Genomic DNA, 26,059 nt, shown 5'->3' with positions numbered 1-26,059 from the left:
AGAAAGGCGGTAGTCTTTTCTTTGAATCTGGTTCTCATGTATAATTCGCGCCCTTAGATTTAGATAATGATCTATTCTGCTTTAAGTGCCGTGTTAAAAACGCTTCACTTAACGATGGACCTTCTAAAATTGTGAACCTTATTGTTGTGAAAGTATTATGAAATTTATTGTTAAGCCCCATCCGGAAATTTTTGTAAAAAGTGAGTCGGTGCGTAAGCGCTTCACAAGGATTCTAGAATGCAATATCCGAAATGTTATTCAGCGCAAGGCTGAAGGCGTTGCGGTATTCAACCGTCGTGATCACATTGAAGTCACATCTGAAAGTGATAAGTTTTACCCTGAAGTGTTAGAGGCATTAACTCACACTCCGGGTATTCATCACTCGCTTGAAGTTCAACAATCAGAATTTAAAGACCTGCACGATATTTACGAGCAAGTTTTAGAGCGCAGCCGTGCTGATATCGAAGGTAAAACTTTCTCAGTTCGTGCTAAGCGTCGTGGTAAGCATGAATTCACATCGATTGAATTAGAGCGCTATGTTGGTGGTGGCTTAAACCAAGCGGTTGAGTCTGCAAAAGTAAGACTGAAGAACCCAGACGTAACCGTTAAAGTTGAAATAGCTAACGACAAACTAAATCAAGTATTGGCTCGCCATAAAGGTTTAGGTGGTTTCCCTCTTGGTACTCAAGAAGATCTGCTTAGTTTGATCTCTGGTGGCTTTGACTCTGGTGTTTCAAGTTACCTACATATTAAGCGTGGCTCTAAAGTGCATTACTGTTTCTTCAATCTTGGTGGGCCAGCTCACGAGATTGGCGTTAAGCAAGTTGCTCATTACCTATGGAATAAATACGGCTCATCGGCAAAGGTGAAGTTTGTTTCTATAGATTTTGAACCTGTAGTGGCTGAGATTCTAGAAAATGTAGAAGACGGTCAAATGGGTGTGGTACTGAAACGTATGTTTATGCGTGCTGGTGGCATGGTTGCAGAGCGTTTTGGTATTGAAGCATTAGTCACTGGTGAAGCGCTTGGTCAGGTGTCTAGCCAAACGTTGACGAACTTACGCCATATCGACAATGTGACAGATACTTTAATTCTTCGTCCTTTGATTAACTGGGATAAAGAAGACATTATCGATTTGTCTCGTATTATTGGCACTGAAGACTTCGCGAAAGTAATGCCGGAATACTGTGGTGTGATTTCTAAGAAGCCGACGGTAAAAGCGAAGAAAGGCAAACTGGAAGCAGAAGAAGCAAAATTCAATTTCGAAGTCCTTGATCAAGTGATTGAAAATGCTCGTGTGATGGATATCCGTGATATTGAAAAAGAAAGCCAAGAGCAGGCGCCTGAAGTTGAACAAGTTCAAGCGGTCGCTGAGCATGCTGTTGTGCTGGATATTCGTAGCCCAGATGAAGAAGATGACAGCCCATTAGAAATTGATGGCGTAGAAGTAAAACATCTTCCATTCTATAAGCTTGCGACTCAGTTTGGTGATCTTGACCAAGGTAAAGAATACTTACTGTATTGTGACCGTGGCGTGATGAGCCGCTTACAAGCGCTTTACCTGCAAGAGCAAGGCTTCCACAATGTGAAGGTTTACCGCCCTTAGGTAACTTACCTGAATCGCAGATGTGATTTGAAAAGCCGCTTACATGGGTAAGCGGCTTTTTTATTTGAATAAGAAAATTTATGGGCACCTATGTGCTGTTAAATTTGTTTTCTTCCATAAAAAAACACCGCCATATAGGCGGTGTAAAGAAATTTGACAGACAGGTCAAAATAAACAGGAAGTAGATGCCTCGTTACATTGGATTAGCTGTAACGAAACACTTGGTAGAACTCTACCCAACTCGAAAAGTTCGAGTTTGCAAACACAACATCGCAACAACTAAGCCAATTGATTCTAGAGAGAATCAAGCCGTTCAGGCTAGCGCTGCGAAACGAAATATAGAATTTCTCTAGCCGCTAGACAATGGACAATTTATAATGTTTCAGATGAAAAAAACTAATGCTTTAGTAGAGAGTAGCCATGTCTCGTAGATTACCCCCATTAAACTCCTTGAGAGTGTTTGAAGCGGCGGCACGTCATTTAAGTTTTACTCGTGCAGCGGAAGAGCTTTTTGTTACGCAGGCGGCAGTTAGCCACCAAATAAAAGCGTTGGAAGAATTCTTAGCTTTAAAGTTATTTCGCCGTCGAAACCGTTCTTTATTATTAACGGAAGAAGGGCAAAGCTATTTTCTTGATATCAAAGATATCTTCACATCCCTTGCTGAGGCTACCGATAAGGTACTTGAACGCAGTGAGAAAGGCGCATTAACCATAAGTTTACCGCCTAGTTTTGCTATTCAATGGCTAGTTCCGAGATTAGCGGATTTTAATCAGCAAGAACCTGATATTGATGTAAGAATTAAAGCGGTTGATATGGATGAAGGCTCGCTTACGGACGATGTGGATGTTGCTATCTATTATGGTCGGGGTAATTGGCCAAGTTTAAGAGCCGATAAACTGTACCAAGAGTACTTGATACCATTATGCGCGCCATCAGTATTACTAGGAGCAAAACCATTAGAATCCCTAACTGACTTAGCATGTCATACGTTATTGCACGATACATCTCGAAAAGATTGGAAACAATTTGCTAAGCAGAATTTCATTGATGGGGTCAATGTGAACCATGGTCCTATCTTCAGTCATTCTACTATGGTACTGCAAGCTGCAGCTCACGGGCAGGGGATTGCACTAGGCAACAACGTACTGGCACAACCTGAAATTGAAGCGGGTCGTTTAATTGCTCCTTTCGATGAGGTTCTTGTTAGCAAGAATGCGTTTTATGTCGTGTGCCATGAAAAACAGGCTGATATGGGCAGAATAGCGACATTCCGAGATTGGATGTTAGCGAAAGCTCAGAGTGAGCAAGAGGATTTATTGGATGAAACAGGAAGTGAGCATGAGTAATGTGTCAGTTGATACGCTGTCGGCAGTAGAGAAAGCTTCCAGTTTGCTTATTGATGGTGAGAAGTATCCTTATACCTTTATCTTTGCTCATGGGGCTGGAGCGGGAATGGACCATGAATTTATGGAATCCGTTGCGAAAGGGTTATCTTTTAAGGGAATACGGGTTATTCGCTTTAACTTCCCATATATGATTAAACGTGCGGAAGACGGCAAGCGTCGCCCACCAGATAGAGCGCCTAAGCTACTGGAAGCCTACCAGCATGTGATTGATGAGTTATCAGTAACGAGTGTGGTTATTGGTGGTAAATCTATGGGGGGGCGTATGGCGAGCCATCTATCGGAGTATGACAAAGTTGCAGGTGTCGCGTGTTTAGGGTTTCCGTTTCATCCCCCAGGTAAACCGGAAAAATACAAAGGTGAGCACTTAGCTGAAGTGCAAAAGCCTTGTTTAATCCTGCAAGGAGAGCGAGACACCTTTGGTAAGCGCGAAGAGTTTGCAGAATTTAACTTATCAGATTCAATCAAAGTCTCATTTATCCCTGATGGTGATCATAGCTTTAAGCCTCGTAAAAGCTCAGGGTATACAGAACAGAAGAATATAGCGCTGACGGTTGAGTTGCTTTCTACTTTTATCAAAGAGGTGTTGGATGAAAAGTAAGGCACTGCTTATATTTTCTGGGCTTTCAGCAATGGTAGCTGTCATTTTTGGTGCTTTTGCTGCGCATGCATTGAAAGGGCAGTTATCTGAATATTTACTTGGTGTGTTTGAAACGGGTGTTCAGTATCAGTTCATTCATACGCTGGCTATTTTAGCCTGTGGCATCTTACTCCAATTGAAACTTGGCTTAAAATCACAAAAATATTTTTTCATTGCCGCGATTTGCTTTATCATCGGCATCCTTTGTTTTAGTGGTAGCCTTTATGCGCTCGCTTTAACAGGAATTAAATGGTTTGGTCCCATCACTCCACTGGGTGGGCTACTATTTATTATCGGTTGGGGAGCTTTCTCCTTTGCTGCTTTGAATATAAATGAGGTAACTAAGTGAAACACGTACTACTCTATTGTCGCTCTGGTTTTGAAAAAGAATGTGCTGGCGAAATTCAAGACAAAGCAACACAACTTGAAGTGTTTGGTTTTCCTCGCTTAAAGAACAATACGGGTTTTGTTTTGTTCGAATGTTATCAAGCTGGCGAAGCCGATAAACTGGTTAAAGGTGTTGATTTTCAGTCTCTGATTTTTGCTCGTCAAATGATTGCAGTTGCTGTTGAAATTAAAGATCTACCAAGTGAAGATCGTATCTCCCCAATTTTAGAAGCGCTTTCTACAAAAGATAACTTCCCTCGTTGTGGTGATATTCGCATTGAAACACCAGATACGAATGAAGCGAAAGAGCTTTTGAAATTCTGTCGTAAGTTTACAGTGCCTATGCGTCAAGCATTACGCGGTAAAGGTCTTATGACGTCAAAAGACAATGTTAAGAAGCCTGTGCTTCACGTGTGCTTTATTGCACCGGGTCATTGCTTTATTGGTTACTCCTACCCAACAAACAACTCTCAGTTCTTTATGGGTATTCCTCGTTTGAAGTTCCCTTCAGACTCTCCAAGCCGTTCTACATTGAAGCTAGAAGAAGCTTTCCATGTATTTATTCCTCGTGATGAGTGGGATGAGCGTTTAGCTCCGGGTATGTGGGGTGTCGATTTGGGCGCTTGCCCTGGCGGTTGGACTTACCAACTGGTGAAGCGTTCAATGTTCGTTCACTGTGTTGATAACGGCATGATGGCTGATAGTTTGATGGAAACGGGCCAGATTAAACACCACATGGTTGATGGTTTTAAGTTTGAACCAGATCGTAAGAACGTAACTTGGATTGTTTGTGACATGGTTGAGAAACCAGCTCGAGTTGCTCACCTTATGGGAGAATGGATCATTAAAGGTTGGGCAAAAGAAGCCCTATTTAACCTGAAGCTTCCTATGAAAGGTCGTTACGATGAAGTACTTCAAGATATCGAAAACTTGAAAGTCTTCTTAATTGAGAATGGCGTGAAGTTTAAGATGCAAGCTAAGCACCTTTATCATGACCGTGAAGAAATTACGGTTCACATTCAGTCTCTATCGAATATTTCTCCGCACTAAAACGGTTAATAAATCGATAATAGAAACGCTCCTTTTTAGGAGCGTTTTTTATACTTAATATTCTAAAATAAACGGCTTTAAACGAGACTGAAACATTCGGTTATTCCGGTGTTGGCCACATCTCCCAAAGCATTGCTTCCATCGTTGTTTCTGTGCCGTCTGCAGTTGCAGAGAAGAAGTCTAAATTAGTGCGCTGTTCTACTTCATCAATAGTCGTTACAAAATTAACTAACTCAGAACCCGATACATCTCTGTGTGGGACAATAAATGCAATCGCATCATTGTAGTAGGGGTCTAGGATAACTTTGTAGAATGCACTTGGGATAACTACCCCATTGCCAATCGTTGCTTCGTTTCCTTCATAAATAGGACCTGTTACTACGTAAAGCTCTTGATATTCATTGGCAAGATCTCGAACGTGCTCTTCCAGTAATCGCCAGCCCACGCGGTTAAAGCCGGGAAGTTGTGGTGACATGTTACTGAGCAAAAAGCTAGATTGCATAGATTCTTGAGAAAAATCCATAGCGGCAGAAGGCGCTAAATGTCCACGGTCATAGCCTGATTTGGAGTAGTCGCTTAACGTTGATTGAGCATACTCTGGTAGTTCTTGGTCTGCTTTGAAGCGGTTACTGCGTTTGAACTTTGCATTCACACTTTCTGCGGTGATGTGATAGGCAACCCAGTCTGCATTTTTAGTGTCATAGTTATAACCAACTGCATACCCAGATCTACATAATATTTGGTCTGAGGTTTCAGATGGTGTGCCTTTTACCAGGTGCTGACCGCAAGCTTCACTTTCTGCAGAAGATAAAGAAGAAAAGCTGACTAGAAGGGTAGTTAATGAGAGTAATAGTATTTTTTTCATGTGTTGCTCCTTATTGGGAGCTACGAAAATAAATACTTTTGTCAGTAAGACTGTGACGGTGGTTGAAAGTTAATCAATACTAGGTAAGGTATTGATTCAACAATGCAAAGTTTTGTGAATGCAACGGAGAACACAACAGGTTTCATTAACATTTAAACTGGCTGATTTCCGTTTTTCTTGCCTTCGTTACTGAGGTTCGTTATAGCGGAGATCTTGCAGGTTAAAGCCTAATTCTATATCGGTTTTCAGAGCTGAGATCTTTTTGCATACACGTGCAGATTCAATGTGCTCATCAAACTTCTTACGGTATTTCTTAGGTAAGTCATCGGCTTGATAGGCTTCTTCAATGTCGTTATAGGCAGTTAGAATTTCTTTTGCTGCTTTTGGACCCACGCCGGGGATGCCAGGCACTTGGCTAGAGCTGACTCCAGTTAGCCCCCAATAGTCAGATAATTGTTCAGGTTTAACACCAAACTCACTTTCAATGAATGGTTTATCTAACCAGCGATGCTGGAAGTAATCGCGAATTTGCAGAGTAGGAGAGAGTAATTGGCAGTAACCCTTATCTGTAGAAATAATGGTCACAGTTTCGCCGTGGTCAGCGACTTTTTTTGCGAGTGTTGCAACCAAGTCGTCAGCTTCATCACCATCGGAAAGTAATGAGTCAATTCCTAGTTCCCACCAAGCTTGTTGAATGGCATCTAACCCTTCCATTAAAGGTGTTGGCATGGGTTTACGGTTTTGTTTATAAGTCGGTAGCAGCTCGGCTCGCCAGCCACGATCTTGTAGGTGATGGTCAAAAACAGCAATGATATGCGTAGGTTGAGATTCCGATAAAATTCTAGATAGTGTGCGATTGGTAGTCGTAATAGTTCTTGCGATATCGGCTGGATCCGGCTGAGCAGAGTGTACGCGTCGGATGAGGTTTAAAGCATCGATAATAACAAGGTGGATAGACATACGTTTCCAGTAAAGGTAATAAATAAGGGGCTTATCAATTCGCCCCTTATAGTAACGCATCGTTTAGTCAGTTGAAATGTCAGTGACGTGTGTGTGGCTTTTTATCCATTGCCATTCTGGTTTTACTTATACCATTTAGACAAAAATCTTTCGGTTCAATCACCTATCTGATTAATTACCTCTTGGTTTAATAACCTTTCACTCAATAACTTTTAGTTTCAAAAACCTAAGCAATTTTATAGCAAGGCACATAGTCGCTACCGCCAGGCAGTTTCATTCGATGTTGATCTACAAAGTCATTAAGCAGTTTGTCCATTTTTGTCATCAGTGCTTTATCGCCATCTATGATGAATGGACCATGTTGTTCTATTTCTAAAATACCTTCTGCTTTTACATTACCAGCGACAATACCAGAGAATGCTTTACGTAAATTCGCCGCCAGATCTTCCGCTTTTTGATCCATATGTAGGTCGAGCGCAGCCATAGACTCATGAGTTGGATCAAATGGCATCTGGAATTCAGGTTCAATATGTAAAGACCAGTTGTAGCTATAAGCATCACCAGTCTCTTTACGGTGAGAGCGTACATTTGGCATCGCTTGCTTCATGATTTTTGCCGCGCGTGCAGGGTCATCAATGACAATCTCGTAATGTTTCTGAGCTTCTTCACCTAAGGTTTCTGCAATGAATTTGTCAATCGAACGGAAGTAAGCTTCGCTTTCTTTTGAGCCCGTTAATACGATTGGCATAGGTTGGTCTGCATTTTTCGGATGCATCATGATCCCAAGGATATAAAGTAGCTCTTCTGCTGTACCTGGTCCTCCTGGGAAAATCACAATGCCATGAGCCATACGTACAAAAGCCTCAAGACGTTTTTCGATGTCGGGCATGATCACCAGCTCATTAACAATAGGGTTAGGCGGCTCAGCAGCAATAATTGAAGGTTCAGTTAGCCCTAAGTATCTATGTTGAGTATAGCGCTGTTTAGCATGCCCAATAGCCGCCCCTTTCATTGGTCCTTCCATTGCTCCAGGACCACAGCCTGTGCATATGTTGAGCTCCCGGAGCCCCATTTCATTGCCAACTTCGCGAGTATATTGATACTCGGTTGCATTAATTGAGTGACCACCCCAACAGACTACAAGGTTGGGTTCAATACCTGGAGTCAGAGCTCTAGCATTTCTTAAAATGCCAAAGACTAAGTTGGTGATATGTGTAGCGTTGGTAGGGTTTAACCTTTGGTTATCTGCAAGGTGCATATTCACATACACAATATCTCGAAGTACTGAGAATAGGTGCTCTTGGATACCTTTAATGATCTCACCATCAACAAATGCGTGCTCTGGTGGATTGCTGAGTTCAAGCTTTATTCCACGCTCTCGTCGAACTACTTCTACATCAAATGATTGATATTTATCGAGTAACTCTTTGGAGTTGTCAGTATGGCTGCCTGAATTAAGCACTGCGAGAGTACAGTTACGATACAGTTGGTAAAGGTCACTGGATGCAGTTTTTTTAAGACGCTCAACTTCAAGTTGAGAAAGCAAATCCATGCTGCCTGCTGGGCTGATATGAGTAATCATAATGCCTCCTAATAAAATCTGAATCAGGCCATAGTATTTGTGACGGGCGCTAATTCATATGATGAGAAAGCAAAGCATTGGAACGCTTTTAGAGGAATGTAGAAAACGGAAAACAATTAATTATGATTAAATCAAAAGAATCAGTTTGCTTTGCCTTCAAAGAAAATGACATGTCTGCATGAAGCTATGCATTACATTTAGATTTGCCTGTTAAGCAAATGTTAACCATTAGCTTAGCAAAGATTTGAGGGTTTGTTATGTGATAAGTATTTGAATTATTGAAGGTAAATTAATAAGCCAATAAATTAGTGCCAAACCAACTGGTTAGTACCGCGCTTTTTCGCTTTATTTAATGTCTTATTCATTCGTTCTAATACTTCTTCAGGAGTATCGGATTCTTTGAATTGGGTACTAGCAGCACACAGTGTGATCGTAATTTGCTGGTCGCGGAACTTAAATGGTAAGCGGCTTACCTGAGCTTGAATGTTTTGAATGAGCTGGTGGCAATATTCATCACTTTGTTCCGGCACCAGTAAAACAAACTCCTCACCAGAGAAACGAGCAACCGTGTCGGTATCACCTGCTTCTTTTGTGATAGTACGAGCGATAATTTTTAGTGCTTTATCGCCAGCGGTGTAACCGAAACTATCATTGATCGCTTTGAAGTTATCAATATCTAAAAGCACGACTCGTAGCGAGTGTTGAGAACGGATCCAACGACGATACTCTAACTCTAAACGATCCGTCAGAGCGGTACGGTTATAGACCTTAGTTAGAGGGTCAAGCAGCATTCGCTTAGCTTGATCTTCTAAACGACGACGATAATCTTGGGTCACTTCGTAAAGTGTACCAAGCTGATTTTTGCCGTAATTCATTCGTTCGATCAGAATTTGTTCCCTTTCTTCTGCGTGATTTAATCTTTCAGATAATGAAGCGAGTTCACTGAGTAGAGGGTTAATCGAGGTTTTTAGTGTGTCGAGATCTTTTGAGTTATCAACAGAGGCTTGGCTTTTTACGACTAACTCACCAAGCTCATTATTCAGATTCTGGCGGTGCTCGAAATAGCTTTGGCTTTGGTCTGCATTTTGGTCTGCGGTTTTGATACTTGAAGATAAGGATGCGTTGAGTTGTTCAATGAACTGTTCAGATGTTTTACGTTCTAGGTTTGTCCCTTCAATGACGAGCTTTAGGACTTGTAGAGTTAATTCAAATAAATTTTGTGTGGATACGCCAAGTAAAAGCTTTGCTCTAATATCTATTAAAACATCACCAGACTCGCCTTCAAAATCAAGTTCAGTAATTAAGTGCTGGAGTTCGTCAGCGAGTGCGGAAAGTAATTCTTGTTCCGGAGAATTATCTGAGTCGGCAAAGTTAGCTTTAGAATTGGTGGCCATAATCTTAATGGCACGTTCATAGATACCCAGCAACTTCATTGCGTGGTCAACCTTCTGGCTGCCATTGCTCTCTGAAAAACTCAGTAAATTGCGTAAGTCTCGCTTTAATTGAGCGGGTAGCCCAGTTATGCGCTGAAGTGTTTCACCGCTGTGTTTTATGCTTTCGTCTAGATATCCGGTCTGTTTTTCCATAGCCAACGTTTTTTGCTTGAGCATCCTTTCTATGACTGCAAGACGCGGGATCATTGAGCTGATATCTTTTTGTTTTTCTAGCTCTTCCCTAAGTGCCGTCAGGTTTTCATCAAGGTGCTGGTTATTGCCAATGCAAGCACCACTTAAAGATGCAACTATGCGCTTAAGAACTTTTTGTTCTCGTTTAAATTTGAACGATGTATCTCGTTGTGTCAAACGCACCTGTTCTAACTGAGATTTCAGTAGGTGAAGTTGAGCTTGAATGTCTTGTTCGAGCATACCCATAAATTAATAAACTATTACCGCATAGATCAATTACGATCTTTATAATGAAATCAGAATTCATTGATAATAACAAAACTAAAAATAAGGTCACTGATTCAGGTCATCAACCGCTTGCTAATTAGTCATCTTTTAGCATTTTTTTGATGCTGTCCTCATTCTTATAAGAGGACTGAACCTTTATTAGCCCTTGATTTATTGCGTGTTTACAAGCTTCTCTTATGTTACCAGTTGCAAGGCTTGCTGCTGGTGCACTGTCGATTGCCTTCAGATATACCCACTGGCTACTGCGCTCCTTAAGGCTAATCTCACGAGCAATGTTGGTCGACATGAGTAGAACATCTAGCAACTCCTGGTCATTGATAGCTGTGTATGCGCGAGGCAAGAATGGATAGTCGGCAATACCGACTCTAATATTTCTATTAATATTGCGCTCAGGTTCAAATTCAACAATCCATGATTGGACTTTTCTGAACATACTTTCTGGTGAAGTATTTCGCTCACTATTAGGTTCGATATAGAGTAAGTTCGCATCTGAAAAGTGATAAATACGTGCGGGACCTTCTAGCTTGCTCTTCAAAAATGCGCCAAAAGCTTCTTCTAACTCTAACCCAGCTTTGTAACCATTTTGAGTGTACATATTGCGCAGGAAAGGCAAGTCAATCATCACAAAGCGGAGTCGGTCATTGAGTGGTTCATGAATGAGCTCACCAAGCTGCCATTGTTCAAATGTTTGACTTGTTTGTAGCAATGAATTCGATAGCTTTGCATTCAGCATTCTTAGGTTACTCATCTTAGACCGAGAGTGCGTGAAGAGATCTTCTCGTAATGAATCAATTTCTCTAGCTTGATTTTGAATGATATATCCACGTCGCAATACAAAGAAAAATAAAATGATGCTAAATAAGAAGAGCGCAAAAGAGATTTTTTGGAATTTACGATGCTCTAATTTATATCGCTTAAGCTCAAGTTCTTGTCCTGAATAATGAAGTGTCTGCTCCGCAAACTCTTTTTGCTGACGGAATGCGTCTTCACTTACGCGGTTGAGTGTTTGCTGCTTTAAAGCCACAAGAGCATTGTATTGTTTTAAGTAACTCAATGCTTGTTGGGGCTGACCGGCTTGCTCATAACCAAGAGATAACAAAAAGTAAGATCGTTTAGATAAAACGGTGTTGTCTGATGCAAGTGCAATATCCAGCGCTCTGCTAGCATTCTCAATTACAGCACTGCTTTCTTGTAGGTGATACGCTAAACCTGCGGATAGTAAAGCAGCTTTTGCCTCTAAATGTGGTGCGTCGGTGTATTCGAGTAAGTCGAGAGCGCGTGATAAGTATTGTTCCGCTAGTGGGTAATTATACAAGCGTAAATAAGTAGCAGCTAAACTGATGCGAATATCGATAACTTGTGAGATATCTCGGTCTGTACTTTCATGGTCTAACACGTTAAAAAAGTGAACGAGGGCTAAGTTATATTTACCTTGGAAGTAATACACATCACCCATTTGCTTAAGTACATTTGCAAGAATCGGGGATTTTTCAAAATTATCATAAAAATCAGCAGCTTGAGATAGGTGTTCAAGTGCTTTGTCCAGAACTTGTCTTTCAAAAAACAGTTGAGCAAGTAGGCGGTTTACTTTAGCCAGTCTTGAGCTTAAATTCCCTTCTACAGACTTCCAGTACCCGTATAAAAGCTCAGATAAAGCGTGGTTATATTGTTGATGCTTTAGGTAAAACTCACCAATAGAAATATGGTAATCAATGGTGACTTTTTCGGAATAACGCTGATCTAAATACGATTTAGCTTGTTTAAAGTAACTTTCAGCATCATCCACTCTATTTTCAAAAGAAGCGACTTCAGCTCGGAGCATGGTTAATCGATAAGTAATACCATCGGTTAGGCGTAAAGTTTGGCTTGCCGACTCCAATTCACTTTCAATCGTGTCTAGCGTTTGGTTTGCTTTTAATGAATTTTGATCATTTTTCCAAATCAATCTTGCCTTGAGTATTTGAACATCTAAGTAAACATAAGGAAGATGATGTGTTTCTGTTAACTTCTCTGCATCATTTAAGTACTGAATAGCAGCACGGGTATTGCCTAGGTTGAATTCTGCCTGCGCGAGAATTCGATAAGCATCAATACTGCCATTTGGCGTTCGTAAAGAAGAGTCCGTTTCTTCTCTTGATATCGCTGAGGGGCTTTTCTCACTTTGATCAGACAAAGTGCGATGATTTAGGTAATTGCTAGCAATGAGCCGAGCTCGCTTAGGCTCTATTTCTATAAGATTGTTCGCTTCATTCAGCAATGCTGAAGAGTACACAGAGGCGGTTGCCGCTGAACTTAAACTGACAAACAATAAACCAATTACATAAAACCAACGCATTTTAAGATCCCTGAATAATAATGTGATTAAGCCAAACGCTATTGGCGAGCCATGCGCATGTTATGGTTTGGTTTATCTTGCTCACTTGAGCGATATGGGTTGATGTCTAACCCACCACGACGAGTATAGCGAGCGTAAACGGTCAACTTACTTGGTTGGCAGTACTTCATGATGTCTGTAAAAATACGTTCAACACATTGTTCGTGGAACTCATTATGCTCACGGAAAGACACCAAATAACGAAGCAGGGCTTCACGGTCAATTTGTTTTCCTGAATAAGCAATCTCAACACTTCCCCAATCTGGTTGGTTAGTGATTAGACAGTTCGATTTTAATAAGTGGCTATGCAGTGTTTCTTCTACTTCTTGTTCACTTGCCGCTCCCTCTAAAAGAGAAGCTTCAAATTCATAACTTGAAATTTCAATGTCTTGATCATCAATACATGAACCTCCCATCGTTACAATTGGCTGATCCGTATATTCAGAAACAGAGTGAATATTAACATCAACCGCTTCACCAGCACATCGTGATAGATCTTGAATCAAGCGCGCTTGCACATCACTCCAAGACTTGAAACGAGTTTGGTTGTAGCTGTTCAGATAAAGCTTGAAGGATTTTGACTCGATCAAATTTTGGCTAGTTGCCGGAATATAAACATCACCAACCGCGACTTGAGGTAACCCTTTGTCGTTTAACCAAGAAAGTTCATACATTGTCCATAAATCATGCCCTTTGAAAGGCAGTTCATTACCAAGATTTAGGTCATCACGGTTTAGGCTACGCGGAACTGGTTGCAAGAGGCTCGCATCGTATTGGTTTGAGTACTCGGTTTTTTGCCCTAAGGTTAAACCCGCTAGCTCTTTTGCATCAGAATATTTGCTCATACTTTCGCTTCAAATTCGATTAGAATGGTGCCAATTTTACTGAATCCCCTTAACTGTGTCATTAAGTCATCGCTTAGTCGATGCAGAAAGGTGAGAGATTCCAATTTAATATTATGCGTTAGGAGATTTTCATGGCTCAATGTGCCCAAGATGCACTGTTTTCTTTTAGTCAACGTTATGTTGATGCATGGCAGCAGCAACACCAGAGCTTACCTCGTAATGAAGAACTTATGGATTTAGTGTCACCTTGTGTTGAAAGCAAAACTGAAGACGCAGTGCTATGGAAAAGCTACCCACGTGAGCAACATGCTGATTTTACTAATGTCGAGAATGGTATTGAATTAACACTGCATGAAGATATTAAAACTTTCTATGGGGTGCAATATAGCGCCGATATGAATGCGACTTTCGATGGTAATGAATTAACCTTGCTTCAAATTTGGAGTGATGAGGATTTTGATTGCCTACAAGAGAATATTCTTGGTCACCTAGTGACTCAGCGCCGTTTAAAATTAAAACCAACGGTATTTATTGCTGCAACTGATGCTGAACTCGATGTTATCTCTATCTGTAATTTAACTGGCAATGTTGTGCTTGAACGTTTGGGTACCAGTAACCGTGATGTATTGGCAGAGACTCTTGCCGAATTTTTAGAAAAACTTGTTCCAGCGGTATAAATCCATGTACGTATTAGAATTACAATTTGAATGTTTTGATAACACGACAGTCAGCGCTGTCGATAAAGCCGTAAATGGATTAATGGATGCGCTTCGTTACAACGGTCAAGTTCTCGGTCGTGAATTTCCTATTGTGATGGGAGATGGTGAGTTTTTTGTTCGTGTGGTTTGCCCGGATGAAGACAGCCTTCACCCTAAATATCATTCTGATTTCGTAAAGGTGTGTTTAGGACGTTTGTCTGAAGCAAGCTTGTTAGCACCTAAAATGAGAATGTTGGGTCGAGATTTAAACTCTGAAGAAGTAGCTGAAGAGGAAGCTCCAAGCTGGCAAGTTCTTTACACCACATTTGTTCACACATGCTCACCATTGCGTAGTGGTGAAAGTTTGTTGCCGATCCCTTTATACCGTAACCCACCAACTTTTAACGGTGACCACAAAGCGGTGTTGAAATGGCAAACGGAATGGCAAGCCTGTGACGAAGTCCAAATGGGAGGCGGATGCCGCGCTGAACATGCGACACTAACCGAAATAAGTGACGCAACAAGTGTGTTATTTAAACGAGGCTGGGGACTGCGCGGGCGTATTGAGTTTCTGACTAAGATTCCAACCTACTATTACTTATATCGTGTTGGTGGTGTGAGTTTGAAAGCCGAAAAAGAGCGTAAGTGCCCTAAATGCGATGGTGAATGGTTACTGGATGAGCCTTTACATGACATCTTCTATTTTAAATGTGATGACTGCCGTTTAGTGTCTAATATCTCTTGGGATCATCTAAAATAACCCCTTTAATAATTAGCTCTGTATCATTACTTTTGGTGCCGAGTGAACAGGCTAAATCTGATAGAAGTCTGATTTAGCCTGAATATCTTCTTTCTACCTCTCTTCTTGATTCATCTTGTTTTTGGTGATGTAAACATGTCGCTTCTATGCTTTTCGTGTTTCTTTTTTGCTTTAACTATTCATCAAATTAATCCTACTTCGCTCAACTTTATTTCATTTCTATAGTTAGCTTGATCACAGTAATTAATCGACTCTCTTTCAATTTATAATTTTCAGAATATAAATGGGATCGATCCCATGGGAATATTCCCATTTGTAAATGATAAGCTGAACGAAGATCTGAAAGGAATAGACGATGAAACTTTTACCAATTGCTGCTGCGCTATCAACTGCGTTACTGACACCAAATTTATTTGCAGGTGAGACCACACCTCTGGAATTTAATGGCTACATGAGGGGCGGTGTAGGACTAAGTAATGAAGGAGGTTCCAACAGCAAGTGGGAAGTGAATAAAGTCGGGCGCTTAGGAAATGAAAATGATCTTTACGGTGAATTTGGATTTAAGAAAGAGCTGTACTCTGAAGATGATGTTTCGTTTCTTGTCGACTCTATGCTGGCTTACTGGCAAGGACAAGATGACAATGCCGCAGATAAGAGCGTAGATGTAGTTCAACTCAACATTCAAGCGGTTGGTTTATTTGAAGATAAAGACGTCGCGATGTGGGCGGGTGAGCGTTATTACCAACGTCACGATGTGCATATCATTGATAACTACTACTGGGATGTGAGTGGCATTGGTGGTGGTGTCGAACACATTAAAATGGGACCAGGTAAATTATCGGTGGCTTTGATTCAAGATACCGTTACTGGTGATATTGACGATGGGAAAGAAACGACCGCTATGATCGCTGATGTCCGTTACGCGGGGATTCAGTTGTGGGATAAAGCGGATCTCGAGCTCGGCGTTGACATGAACTTCGCCAATGAAAAACAAGGTCAATCGGTTGATGCTGATGACAGTGTTTTATTCACTGCGAGTTTAAATCAGGGCTTCTCTACCGGTTTTAATAAGACCATTGTTCAAGTGGCTAACTCTGGTTATGCGGAACAAATGGCGACATTTGGTACAGGTAAAGGCATTGTTCGTGATGTTGGAAATAATAATGCAGAAGGGTTTCGTATTATTAACTGGGGTGTAGTTTCTATCGGTGACAATATCGAATTTGGACACACAGTTCGTTATGCCTCTGCGTCTGATGTTGGCAGTAACAACAGTGATGATGAATCTTTCAGCGCCGTTATTCGTCCTTTATACAAGTGGGATGAAAGAATGCGTACGGTTGTAGAGATCGGTGGCTTTGTTGAAAACATTAATAATAAAGATGGTGCAGGGAGCAAATTTACTCTTGCTCAAGCTTGGGTTCCCCAAGTCGGTTTTTGGTCTCGCCCTGAATTTCGAATCTTTGCAACGTACTTAAATGATTCAGAAAACGAAAACACATTCGGTGAAGGCAAAAGCAGCGAAGTCAGTGTAGGCATGCAAGTAGAGGCTTGGTGGTAAGCTTGTTAAAGACTGTCAGAATACAATTGATGAACTTATTTATCCGTTAATAGGATAGCGCTTTAAATAGCAAAGAGGCTGACAATAATGTCAGCCTCTTTAATTTAGTTGCTAGTTGCTAGTTGCTAGTTGCTAGTTGCTAGTTGCTAGAGATTAGTAATCCAATACCAATCTTAACGATTACCAGCCTTTAACTACGCCACCTTGGAAGATTTCTGAAGCTGCGTTGTACACTTCTTCAGTTTGGTATGCTTTAACGAAGTTTTGTACGTTTTCAGCATTTAGGTTGTCTTCACGAGCAACGATAAGGTTAACGTATGGAGACTCTTTGTCTTCAACGAAGATACCATCGCGTTGTGGTGTTAGGTTAATAGAACTTGCGTAAGTTGTGTTGATGATAGAAAGCGCTACATCGTCAAGTGAACGAGGAAGTTGTGCAGCATCAAGCTCAACAATAGTGATGTTCTTTGGGTTACCAACGATGTCACGAACTGTTGCTAGAAGACCAGCGCCGTCACGAAGTTCAATAAGACCTTGTTGTTCTAGAAGAAGTAGAGAACGGCCAAGGTTTGTTGGGTCGTTTGGTACTGCGATGCGAGCATCATTTTGAATCTCAGATACTGATTTTACTTGCTTAGAGTAACCCGCAATTGGGTAAACAAAAGTGTTACCAGCGACAGCTAGCTTGTAACCACGGTCAGCCACTTGTTGATCTAGGTAAGGAACGTGTTGAAATGCGTTGATGTCGATAGAACCATCATCCAGAGCTGCGTTTGGTGTTACGTAATCAGTAAAAGTTACAAGCTCAACGTCAAGACCATATTGCTCTTTTGCTACTTTAGCTGCCACTTCAGCTACTTGAGCTTCAGCTCCAGCCATTACACCTACTTTTACTTTCGTAACATCAACTTCTTTCTCACCACAACCAGCAAGAACAAGTGCAGAGGCAGCAGCTGCGATAGTCAGTAAACCTTTAAGACTAAATTTCATAATAATTTCCTTTTAGTATATCTATTTAATTATTTGTTCCAGAGTGCACCTAATAACTGTGAGCAAAATGCATTCTGTGATTAATTTTTTATTTGTTTAAGTACGATTTGTATAGCTACCTGTGGTCTACTCGGCGAACAATGCTGTCACCAATAGACTGAATGATTTGAACTAACACAATCAGCATGACGACTGTGACTGCCATGATAGTTACGTCATATCGGTGGAAACCGTATCGAATCGCAACGTCACCTAAACCGCCACCCCCAACAGTACCTGCCATTGCAGAGTAGCTTACTAGCGTCACTAGAGTGATAGTTACAGAGTTCACAATAGTTGGTAGAGCTTCAGGAAGCAGTACCTTGTTGATAATTTGAGTTGGAGTTGCCCCCATTGATTGAGCTGCTTCAACTAACCCTGTTGGTACTTCAAGCAATGCACTTTCAATTAAACGAGCAACAAATGGAATGGCGCCAATTGTTAAAGGTACGATAGCTGCTGTGGTACCAATGAAAGTGCCGATCAGCATTTTCGTTAATGGGATAATCGCCACCATTAGTACTAAGAAAGGTACAGAGCGGCCTATGTTGACAATCGCACCGAGAATCTTGTTGAGTTTAGTATTCTCAAGTAGCCCACCTTTTTTAGTCGTGTGCAGAATCACACCAAGAGGAATACCCACAGCAAAGCCAACAATGCCAGCAACTGCTACCATGTAGAGTGTTTCCCAAGTCGCCCCTAAAAGTAGGTTGCCATTAAGGCTTATCCAATCTGTAATTTCACTGACATTAAAGGACATAACCTAGCACCTCTACTTTTACATTGTGTTCGCGTAAGAATTCAATTGCTGCATTATCGTTTTCTTCATTACCAAATAGCTCTGCGACCATCATGCCGAATTTCACGCCACCTGCGTAATCAAGGTCAGAACTTAATATGCTTACATCGATATTAAATTTACGTGCAATTTGCGTCATTAAAGGGGCATCAACGGTTGCGCCAGTAAACTCAAGACGTACAAGAGGGTAGCTACCGTCTACACGAGCCTGCTGCAAACGTGCTTGATAGTCTTCAGGAATGGTTAAATCTAACGTTGAACGAATGAACTGATGCGCTAATTCTGTTTTAGGGTGAGCAAAAATTTCACCTACCGTGCCTTTCTCAACCAATTCACCACCACCAATGATAGCGACTTCATGACAGATGCTTTTCACAACATCCATTTCATGGGTAATCAGTAATATGGTGATATCTAGTTTACGGTTAATCTCACGCAGTAGCTCAAGAATTGATTGTGTCGTTGCTGGGTCTAAAGCACTGGTTGCTTCATCGCACAGTAGAACTTTAGGGTCAGAGGCAAGGGCACGAGCAATCGCGACTCTTTGTTTCTGACCGCCGCTCAAATTAGCTGGGTAAGTATCGCGTTTGTCAGCAAGCCCTACCAGATTCAGTAATTCATTAACTTTAGTTTCAATCTTTTCTTTATTTGTGCCAGAAAGCTCTAAAGGTAGCGCGATATTTTCAAACACTGTACGTGATGAAAGTAAATTAAAGTGCTGAAAGATCATACCGATATTACGGCGAGCTTCGCTGAGTTCAGATTTACTGAGTTTTGTTAGATCTACACCATCAACAATCACTTCGCCTGTTGTCGGTGCTTCTAACATATTAACACAGCGAATCAGCGTGCTTTTCCCTGCACCTGAAGAGCCGATCACCCCAAAGATTTGACCTTGAGGAATATGTAGGTTGATGTCTATTAAGGCATTGATTTCCTTAGTGCCTTGATAGAAAGTCTTGTTTACTTGATTAACTGTAATCATAAAAAACCTGTGCAGGGAAAACAGAATAAAATGTTGATAATTAGTTCGATTTACAGACGATGCTATGGTGTTATGTGATCTAAGTCAATAGATATTTTTACGTCTAGACGTCTAAACGTAAATGACTGAGTCACCGTTCATTTAAATAGATAGTGATGAAGCAAATAAAGCGTGTAATAATTACTGATTATAGAGAGTCTATTGAGAACTGAATTTTGTCTAAACCTGCCGTTTTTTTAGATCGTGATGGTGTGATTAATGTGGATCACGGTTACGTACATGATGAACATGACTTTGAATACATTGATGGTGTATTTGAAGCCGCTAAAGCCTTTAAAGATATGGGCTATTTATTGGTTCTAGTGACAAACCAATCGGGTATTGCTCGTGGCATGTTCAGTGAAGACCGTTTTATTTCTTTAACCCAGTGGATGGATTGGAACTTTGAAGATAACGGTGTTGAACTTGATGGTATTTACTATTGTCCTCATCACGCCGAACATGGTGTAGGTGAATATAAGCAAGATTGTGAATGCCGTAAGCCTAAGCCTGGTATGTTTATTTCAGCTCGTGATTTTCTAAAAATCGACATGGCTAACTCAGTGATGATCGGAGATAAAGCAGAAGACATGATGGCAGCTGAAGCTGCAGGTGTGGGTACTAAGGTGTTAGTGCGCACAGGTAAACCTGTTACTGAGAAAGGCGAATCGCTTGCGAGCGTTGTACTCGACAGTATTGCTGACGTTCCGCACTATCTTAAAGGCTAAATCAGTTAATCGACTTAACGCTAATAATATCTTTTGGAGCATTAAATGAAGAAGACATGGTCTATTCCTGTTTTAATCATTGTTACTGCTTTAGTGGGCTGTAGTCAGTCTGCAGTAGTAAAAGATGATACTTCTAGTCAGTTTATGACGTATCAGTGTGAATCTAATCGCTCATTTGACGTGGCGTTTCCTGAACATGAAAAAGCGGTGTTACGCTTACCTGATCATGAATATCGTCTTACGCAAGTAGCAGCTGGATCTGGGACTAAGTACATTCTGGATGATGGTACTGCCGAAATACTGAATAGCGTGACACTTCATACTAAAGGTGACAATGCTCGTCTTGAGCTGGGTCGAGTTATCTATAAAAACTGCTACTTATCGAACTAATATAAACCGTGCATTGTTAGCCAATGTACGGTTTAATTTTATGAGTTAAGCGGGATTACCTTCATTATTTCATACTCTTTTTTCACTAAATATTAGACTTTTTATGCGCAAAAACCTCACCATTCTTGATATCGCAAAACTCTCCGGTGTTGGAAAATCAACAGTTTCACGAGTTCTGACCAATGACCCTAAAGTAAAGCCAGCAACACGAGAAAAAGTGGAGAGAGTTATTGCGGAATCTGGGTACGTTCCTTCTAAGTCTGCTCAGTCTATGCGTGGCGGAAGCCAAAAAGTCATTGGTGTCATTATTTCTCGTTTGGATTCTCCTTCAGAAAATAAAGCGGTAAGCACCATGCTCAATAAGCTTTATGGTTCAGGGTATGATGTGGTGATCATGGAAAGTCAGTTCGACCGTGATAAAACCAATGAACACCTTCAAGTGCTAAAAAGAAGGAATGTTGATGGCGTTATCGTATTTGGGTTCACAGAGTGTGATATTGCTGAGATAGAGTTATGGCAACATCGCGCAGTAGTGATTGCTCTAGATACCGAAAACGTCACTTCAATTAATTATGATAACCAAGGCGTGATTGATAACGCATTGGATCACCTTACCCAGAAAAGCTTATCAAACATCGCATTCATTGGTGTTGACCCGAGTGATAAATCGACTGGTGAGATGCGCCTAAAGGCCTATTTAGATTGGTGTGAGCGAACTCAGTCTACTCCCAATTATCAAACTGGGCAGCTGCATCATGAGAGTGCATACCTGCTGGTGGATCGTGTCATACAACCTGAAACCCAAGCCATAGTATGCGCCAGTGACACACTTGCGTTAGGCGTAATCAAACGCTTACAAGAATTACAACGTGAAGATATTGCAGTAACAGGGGTCGGTGGTAATGATCTCTTATCTTTCCTATTTCCAAATATTCATAGTATTGATCCTGGTTATCAAAGCGCAGGTGAATTGGCGGCTAACTTATTGATCTCCCAGCTTTCTGGTCGAGAAGTGATCACTCACCATACTCAAGTTCCTATCATCTAATACCTCAAAAACAAACTTTTAACCCAAAAGTCATTTAAAATTAGAGTGTGATCCCTTTCAATTATTGGGACTGTTCCCATTTTAATTTCATCAATGTTTGGGCAGTATACTTACAAATAAATGGGAATGTTCCCATTTGTGTTTTGGCAAATCCGGATTGCATGATATCTGGGTAAAGAGATGATCCAAGAACCAGGGTGGGGAAAGTATGAGTAAGATTGCGAAGCAAGACATCACGCGTCTTATCGAGCAAATCGGTGGAAGTGATAATATTGCGAGTGTAAGTCACTGTTTGACACGATTACGCTTTGTATTAAACGATACTGAGAAAGCGAATACAGCAGAATTAGAAAAGCTCAAAATAGTGAAGGGCTGCTTTACGAATGCTGGTCAGTTTCAAGTTGTTATTGGTACAGAAGTTGATGACGTTTATAAGCTGCTTATTGAGCAAACAGGTAAGCAATCTTCCTCAAAAGATGAGTCAAAACTTGCAGCTCGTCAGAACATGAACTTTCTAGAGCGTGGTATTTCCCATTTAGCTGAAATTTTTGTACCTCTGCTCCCTGCCATTATTACTGGTGGTCTGATCCTTGGTTTCCGTAATGTGATTGGCGACATTCGCATGTTTGATGGAAAAACCTTAGTTGAAATAAGTCAATTTTGGGCAACGGTTCATTCTTTCTTGTGGTTAATTGGCGAAGCAATCTTCTTCTTCTTACCTGTTGGCGTTTGTTGGGCAACGGTGAAAAAGCTAGGAGGGACACCCATTTTAGGTATCACGTTAGGTGTTACTTTGGTTTCTCCTCAATTAATGAATGCTTACATGATAGGTAAATCGGTACCTGAAGTGTGGGATTTTGGCTTCTTTGTCATTGAAAAGGTCGGTTACCAAGCACAAGTTATCCCTGCAATGTTAGCTGGTGTGGCGTTGGCATTTATTGAAACAAATTTAAAGCGTATTGTGCCTGCTTACTTGTACTTAGTCGTGGTTCCATTCGTATCCATTATTCTATCGGTTATTCTGGCTCACGCTTTCATTGGACCATTTGGTCGTGTTCTTGGCGATGGGGTTGCGTTCGCGGCTAAAGCTGCAATGACGGGTGATTTCGCAATTCTAGGTTCGGTAATCTTTGGCTTCTTGTATGCACCTCTGGTTATTACAGGGATTCACCACACCACGAATGCGGTTGATCTTCAATTAATGCAGGAACTTGGCGGAACTCCAATTTGGCCATTAATCGCATTATCTAATATCGCACAAGCATCGGCTGTCGTTGGCATCATTATTCTAAGTAAGCGTGAAGGTGAAAGAGACATCTCAGTACCTGCGGCGATTTCTGCTTACTTAGGTGTAACAGAACCTGCAATGTACGGTATTAACTTGAAGTATAAATTCCCAATGCTGAGTGCAATGATTGGTAGTGCAGCCGCAGCGGCGATTTGCGGCAGTGCAGGCGTGATGGCAAATGGCATCGGAGTAGGTGGCTTACCAGGTATCCTATCGATTCAACCTCAATATTGGTCTATTTACCTAGTTGCAATGTTAGTTGCCATTGTTCTACCTGCAATGCTTACGCTGTTTTTCTATAAGCGTGCACAGTCTAAAGGTGAACTTGAAATGGCAAGCGCTAGCTAATACTACCCATTAATTAAAACATGGCATCCACTATGTTTAGTGGGTGCTTACCTTTCTTCCTCTCTACTAAACTAATTATTTTTAAATTAACTAATTGTGGTTTGGAGTGAAGGGTAAGTAGTAGAGATTTTTGGAGTAGCAATGTTCGCTCCTCCACATTTTGTTTTGTACGTTTTGAATTGGTAAGAGTAAGTAGAGATGACGATTAATAAGAAAGATAAGTTGTGGTGGAAAACAGCAACCATCTATCAAATTTACCCAAAAAGCTTTTGTGATAGTGGCGCTCAAGGTTCTGGTGATATTAAAGGCATTATCTCTAAATTAGATTATTTGAAAACCTTAGGGATAGATGCGATTTGGCTAACGCCGGTTTATGAATCACCAATGATCGATAACGGTTACGATATTTCCGATTATTATGCGATCAACCCAGAGTTTGGAACCATGGCTGATTTTGATGAACTGCTTGCTGCTGCTCATCAACGCGGTATCCGAATTGTAATGGATATCGTGGTTAACCATACTTCCACAGCGCATGCTTGGTTTCAGTCTGCGCTCGGCGATAAAAACAGTCCATATCGAGATTACTATATTTGGAAAGACCCTATCTACGGGCAAGCACCAACGAATTGGCAATCTAAATTTGGTGGTAATGCCTGGGAATTGGATGAAGCTACAGGTCAATACTACCTGCATTTATTTGCAAAAGAACAAGCGGATTTAAATTGGGAGAACCCTAAAGTCCGTGAAGAAGTGAAAGGGGTTATCAGTTATTGGGCTGAAAAAGGCGTGGATGGTTTCCGTTTAGATGTGATCAACCTTATTTCTAAACAGCAAGACTTCCCTAATGATGAAATTGGAGATGGTCGCCGATTCTATACAGATGGTCCACGTGTGCATGAATACTTACAAGAAATAAGTGAAGCGGTATTTCAGCAATATGGCAGTGTAACCGTGGGTGAAATGTCATCAACCACACTTGAACACTGTCAGCAATATTCAAACGTAGATAACAGTGAACTGTCTATGGTGTTTAACTTTCATCATTTAAAAGTGGATTACACCAATGGTGAAAAGTGGACGAATGCCCCGTTCGATTTCTTACAATTAAAATCCATTTTTAACCATTGGCAGACTGGCTTGAACGGCAAAGGGTGGGGCGCTTTATTTTGGTGTAACCATGACCAACCGAGAATTGTTAGCCGGTTAGGTGATGATAAAAACTATCGAGTTGAGTCAGCCAAAATGCTTGCGGCGTCCGTACATATGATGCAAGGCACACCTTATATTTATCAAGGTGAAGAGATTGGAATGACGAATCCTGGCTACACTGACATTGAGCAATACCGAGATGTAGAAAGCACCAATATGTATCAGCTAATGGTTGAGGAGCAAGGTGTATCTCATCAGGATATGATGGATATATTGGCTCAAAAGTCTCGTGATAACTCGCGTACACCGATGCAGTGGAATAGCGCAATGAACGCAGGGTTCTCAGAAGGAAAGCCTTGGTTAGATGTTGCTAAAAACTATGTGGATATCAATGCTGAAAAAGCACTGCAAGATAAGGACTCAGTTTTTTACTTCTACAAGAGATTAATTGAGCTGAGAAAAGAGGTAGCAGTGATTACCCAAGGTGATTACACCGATTTATTGCCCGAGCATGAACGTGTGTTTGCTTACCAGCGTAAGACTGAAACACAGACCTTAGTGAGCATTAGTAACTACTATGGTGAAACGAGTGAGGTTGAGCTGCCAAATGAGCTTGAATTGGATAAAGCACAATTGTTGTTGGGGAATTACCCTGATGAGCAGTCACACATTCCTTCAAGTACGGTGACCTTGCGCCCGTATGAAACAAAAATTCTCTTGATAGAGTAATACTCGTTCCCCTATACGAGTAAAAGCTTTGAGTCTGAACTCTATGTCAGGCTCAAAGCTTTCATATTTATAGTTTTCTTTAACTGGTAGATCGTGAGTTTTTAGACAGTTAGCTTCCAGTATCCCGCTTTACGATAAAATAAGCGATTAAGACCCGTAGTTAACAGAGTAACGCGTAGGCTTATGGTTCATGGCTAGTACTACATTCAATGCAACGGTGCCGATGATTGAAACCATTATGATCCATGGTGATACAAAGAAGAAAGAAGCAAACAATATACAAGCGTCTATCCCCATTTGAGTCTTGCCAACCGAGATGCCATATTTATCTTGGATGAATAAGCATAAAACGTTGAAGCCACCCAAGCTTGAACGGTGTCTAAATAGGATTAACATTCCTAACCCCATTAATAAACCACCCGCAACAGCACAATAAATTTCATTAAACGTATCGAGTGATATCATCAAATAGAGGTTATCTGCGAAAACGGAAACCAAAGCACCAGATATTGCACTGTTGATCGCGAACCTGCGCCCAAATCGTTTCCATGCTAAAAGATAGAAAGGGCTATTTGCGATAAAGTACAGGACACCAAATGTCATAGGCAGAAACTGGCTAAGTAAAAGAGCTAAACCTGTTGTACCACCAGTCAGTAGGTGAGCCGATTGTAGAAAGAAGACACCTTGGGCGACTAGGAAAGTCCCCGTTAAAATTGCCATCCAGTCTTCTTTTTTTGAGTGTTTTTCCATCAATTTCATAATTATCTAGCCAGTAAGGGCGAGCATAGTAGAGAAAAACTTATCATTTCGGTAGCTAGAGGCATAAAATTAAGGTAAATGTATGTAATCTGCGTTTTACAGGGTGTAAAGCGTAAAATT

Annotated in this window: 24 protein-coding genes; 14 read left to right on the top strand and 10 right to left on the bottom strand. The window is 41.1% G+C overall.

What is annotated here, in order from left to right; translation table 11 throughout:
* The first annotated feature begins 157 nt into the window (after positions 1-157).
* The 6 genes from thiI (at position 158) to rlmM (ending at position 5,087) form a co-directional block, all read left to right on the top strand.
* Positions 158-1,606 (top strand): tRNA uracil 4-sulfurtransferase ThiI, encoded by a 1,449-nt coding sequence (gene thiI, locus L4C37_RS00610; RefSeq protein ID WP_429767618.1) that lies wholly within the window; start codon positions 158-160, stop codon positions 1,604-1,606.
* A 185-nt stretch (positions 1,607-1,791) separates the two neighbouring features.
* A complete protein-coding gene (locus L4C37_RS00605; protein ID WP_290346858.1) occupies positions 1,792-1,959 on the top strand; it encodes a hypothetical protein in 168 nt (55 codons plus the stop codon).
* 67 nt (positions 1,960-2,026) lie between these two features.
* Positions 2,027-2,953, top strand: a complete 927-nt coding sequence (locus L4C37_RS00600; RefSeq protein ID WP_429767617.1) for a transcriptional regulator GcvA — start codon at positions 2,027-2,029, stop codon at positions 2,951-2,953.
* Entirely contained in the window at positions 2,946-3,611 is a 666-nt protein-coding gene (locus L4C37_RS00595) for an alpha/beta fold hydrolase (protein ID WP_429767616.1), read from the top strand. Before L4C37_RS00600 ends, L4C37_RS00595 begins: the two co-directional genes overlap by 8 nt.
* Entirely contained in the window at positions 3,601-3,999 is a 399-nt protein-coding gene (locus L4C37_RS00590; RefSeq protein ID WP_273294763.1) for a DUF423 domain-containing protein, read from the top strand. Before L4C37_RS00595 ends, L4C37_RS00590 begins: the two co-directional genes overlap by 11 nt.
* A complete protein-coding gene (gene rlmM / locus L4C37_RS00585) occupies positions 3,996-5,087 on the top strand; it encodes a 23S rRNA (cytidine(2498)-2'-O)-methyltransferase RlmM (RefSeq protein ID WP_137373520.1) in 1,092 nt (363 codons plus the stop codon). The genes L4C37_RS00590 and rlmM overlap by 4 nt, the downstream gene beginning before the upstream one ends.
* Before the next feature lie 100 nt (positions 5,088-5,187).
* Here rlmM and L4C37_RS00580 read toward each other — a convergent pair whose 3' ends face one another.
* The 6 genes from L4C37_RS00580 to queF form a co-directional block, all read right to left on the bottom strand.
* On the bottom strand, positions 5,188-5,952 hold the full coding sequence (locus L4C37_RS00580) for a DNA/RNA non-specific endonuclease (RefSeq protein WP_273294766.1): 765 nt from the start codon (positions 5,950-5,952) through the stop codon (positions 5,188-5,190).
* A gap of 186 nt (positions 5,953-6,138) precedes the next feature.
* Positions 6,139-6,912, bottom strand: coding sequence for a flap endonuclease Xni (gene xni / locus L4C37_RS00575; protein WP_137373621.1), 774 nt, complete (start codon positions 6,910-6,912; stop codon positions 6,139-6,141).
* 226 nt (positions 6,913-7,138) lie between these two features.
* The gene (ppnN, locus tag L4C37_RS00570) at positions 7,139-8,494 is read right to left on the bottom strand and encodes a nucleotide 5'-monophosphate nucleosidase PpnN (RefSeq protein ID WP_137373522.1); all 1,356 of its coding nucleotides are present in this window, start codon (positions 8,492-8,494) and stop codon (positions 7,139-7,141) included.
* A gap of 305 nt (positions 8,495-8,799) precedes the next feature.
* Entirely contained in the window at positions 8,800-10,365 is a 1,566-nt protein-coding gene (locus L4C37_RS00565; protein WP_372264972.1) for a GGDEF domain-containing protein, read from the bottom strand.
* 118 nt (positions 10,366-10,483) lie between these two features.
* A complete protein-coding gene (locus tag L4C37_RS00560; protein ID WP_137373524.1) occupies positions 10,484-12,742 on the bottom strand; it encodes a tetratricopeptide repeat protein in 2,259 nt (752 codons plus the stop codon).
* Between the two features lie 38 nt (positions 12,743-12,780).
* Positions 12,781-13,626, bottom strand: coding sequence for an NADPH-dependent 7-cyano-7-deazaguanine reductase QueF (queF, locus tag L4C37_RS00555; RefSeq protein WP_137373525.1), 846 nt, complete (start codon positions 13,624-13,626; stop codon positions 12,781-12,783).
* 131 nt (positions 13,627-13,757) lie between these two features.
* Between queF and syd the strand changes: the two genes are divergently transcribed.
* From syd to lamB, 3 genes are all read left to right on the top strand, one after another.
* On the top strand, positions 13,758-14,303 hold the full coding sequence (syd, locus tag L4C37_RS00550) for a SecY-interacting protein (protein ID WP_273293740.1): 546 nt from the start codon (positions 13,758-13,760) through the stop codon (positions 14,301-14,303).
* Positions 14,304-14,307: 4 nt separating this feature from the next.
* On the top strand, positions 14,308-15,084 hold the full coding sequence (locus L4C37_RS00545) for a Zn-ribbon-containing protein (protein ID WP_429767615.1): 777 nt from the start codon (positions 14,308-14,310) through the stop codon (positions 15,082-15,084).
* Between the two features lie 355 nt (positions 15,085-15,439).
* Entirely contained in the window at positions 15,440-16,645 is a 1,206-nt protein-coding gene (lamB, locus tag L4C37_RS00540; RefSeq protein WP_429767614.1) for a maltoporin LamB, read from the top strand.
* A gap of 180 nt (positions 16,646-16,825) precedes the next feature.
* Here lamB and L4C37_RS00535 read toward each other — a convergent pair whose 3' ends face one another.
* The 3 genes from L4C37_RS00535 to metN all read right to left on the bottom strand — a co-directional run bounded on the left by L4C37_RS00535 (position 16,826) and on the right by metN (position 19,458).
* The gene (locus tag L4C37_RS00535) at positions 16,826-17,635 is read right to left on the bottom strand and encodes a MetQ/NlpA family lipoprotein (protein ID WP_137373529.1); all 810 of its coding nucleotides are present in this window, start codon (positions 17,633-17,635) and stop codon (positions 16,826-16,828) included.
* Positions 17,636-17,750: 115 nt separating this feature from the next.
* Positions 17,751-18,434: a methionine ABC transporter permease gene (locus L4C37_RS00530; protein WP_137373530.1), complete on the bottom strand. Its 684-nt coding sequence runs from the start codon at positions 18,432-18,434 to the stop codon at positions 17,751-17,753.
* Positions 18,424-19,458: a methionine ABC transporter ATP-binding protein MetN gene (gene metN / locus L4C37_RS00525; RefSeq protein ID WP_137373531.1), complete on the bottom strand. Its 1,035-nt coding sequence runs from the start codon at positions 19,456-19,458 to the stop codon at positions 18,424-18,426. The genes L4C37_RS00530 and metN overlap by 11 nt, the downstream gene beginning before the upstream one ends.
* A gap of 215 nt (positions 19,459-19,673) precedes the next feature.
* On the opposite strand from metN, the gene gmhB reads away from it, so the two are divergent.
* From gmhB to treC, 5 genes are all read left to right on the top strand, one after another.
* Positions 19,674-20,225, top strand: coding sequence for a D-glycero-beta-D-manno-heptose 1,7-bisphosphate 7-phosphatase (gene gmhB, locus L4C37_RS00520; protein WP_137373532.1), 552 nt, complete (start codon positions 19,674-19,676; stop codon positions 20,223-20,225).
* 45 nt (positions 20,226-20,270) lie between these two features.
* Complete coding sequence (locus L4C37_RS00515; RefSeq protein WP_429767613.1) at positions 20,271-20,615, top strand: MliC family protein; 345 nt, start codon at positions 20,271-20,273, stop codon at positions 20,613-20,615.
* A 103-nt stretch (positions 20,616-20,718) separates the two neighbouring features.
* Complete coding sequence (gene treR / locus L4C37_RS00510; protein WP_429767612.1) at positions 20,719-21,663, top strand: trehalose operon repressor TreR; 945 nt, start codon at positions 20,719-20,721, stop codon at positions 21,661-21,663.
* A 208-nt stretch (positions 21,664-21,871) separates the two neighbouring features.
* Entirely contained in the window at positions 21,872-23,299 is a 1,428-nt protein-coding gene (treB, locus tag L4C37_RS00505) for a PTS trehalose transporter subunit IIBC (protein WP_273293735.1), read from the top strand.
* Positions 23,300-23,497: 198 nt separating this feature from the next.
* Positions 23,498-25,180, top strand: coding sequence for an alpha,alpha-phosphotrehalase (gene treC / locus L4C37_RS00500; RefSeq protein WP_429767611.1), 1,683 nt, complete (start codon positions 23,498-23,500; stop codon positions 25,178-25,180).
* A gap of 147 nt (positions 25,181-25,327) precedes the next feature.
* On the opposite strand, the gene L4C37_RS00495 is transcribed toward treC, so the two are convergent.
* Positions 25,328-25,930 carry a YitT family protein gene (locus L4C37_RS00495; protein ID WP_429767610.1) on the bottom strand — a complete coding sequence of 201 codons (603 nt, stop codon included), beginning with the start codon at positions 25,928-25,930 and terminating at the stop codon, positions 25,328-25,330.
* Positions 25,931-26,059: the final 129 nt, after the last annotated feature.

This window comes from Vibrio kagoshimensis (assembly GCF_050337535.1).
In the GTDB taxonomy this organism is placed as follows: Bacteria; Pseudomonadota; Gammaproteobacteria; order Enterobacterales; family Vibrionaceae; genus Vibrio; species Vibrio gallaecicus.
Note: the sequence above shows the minus strand (reverse complement) of the source record. Positions and strands in the feature narration are given on the sequence as shown.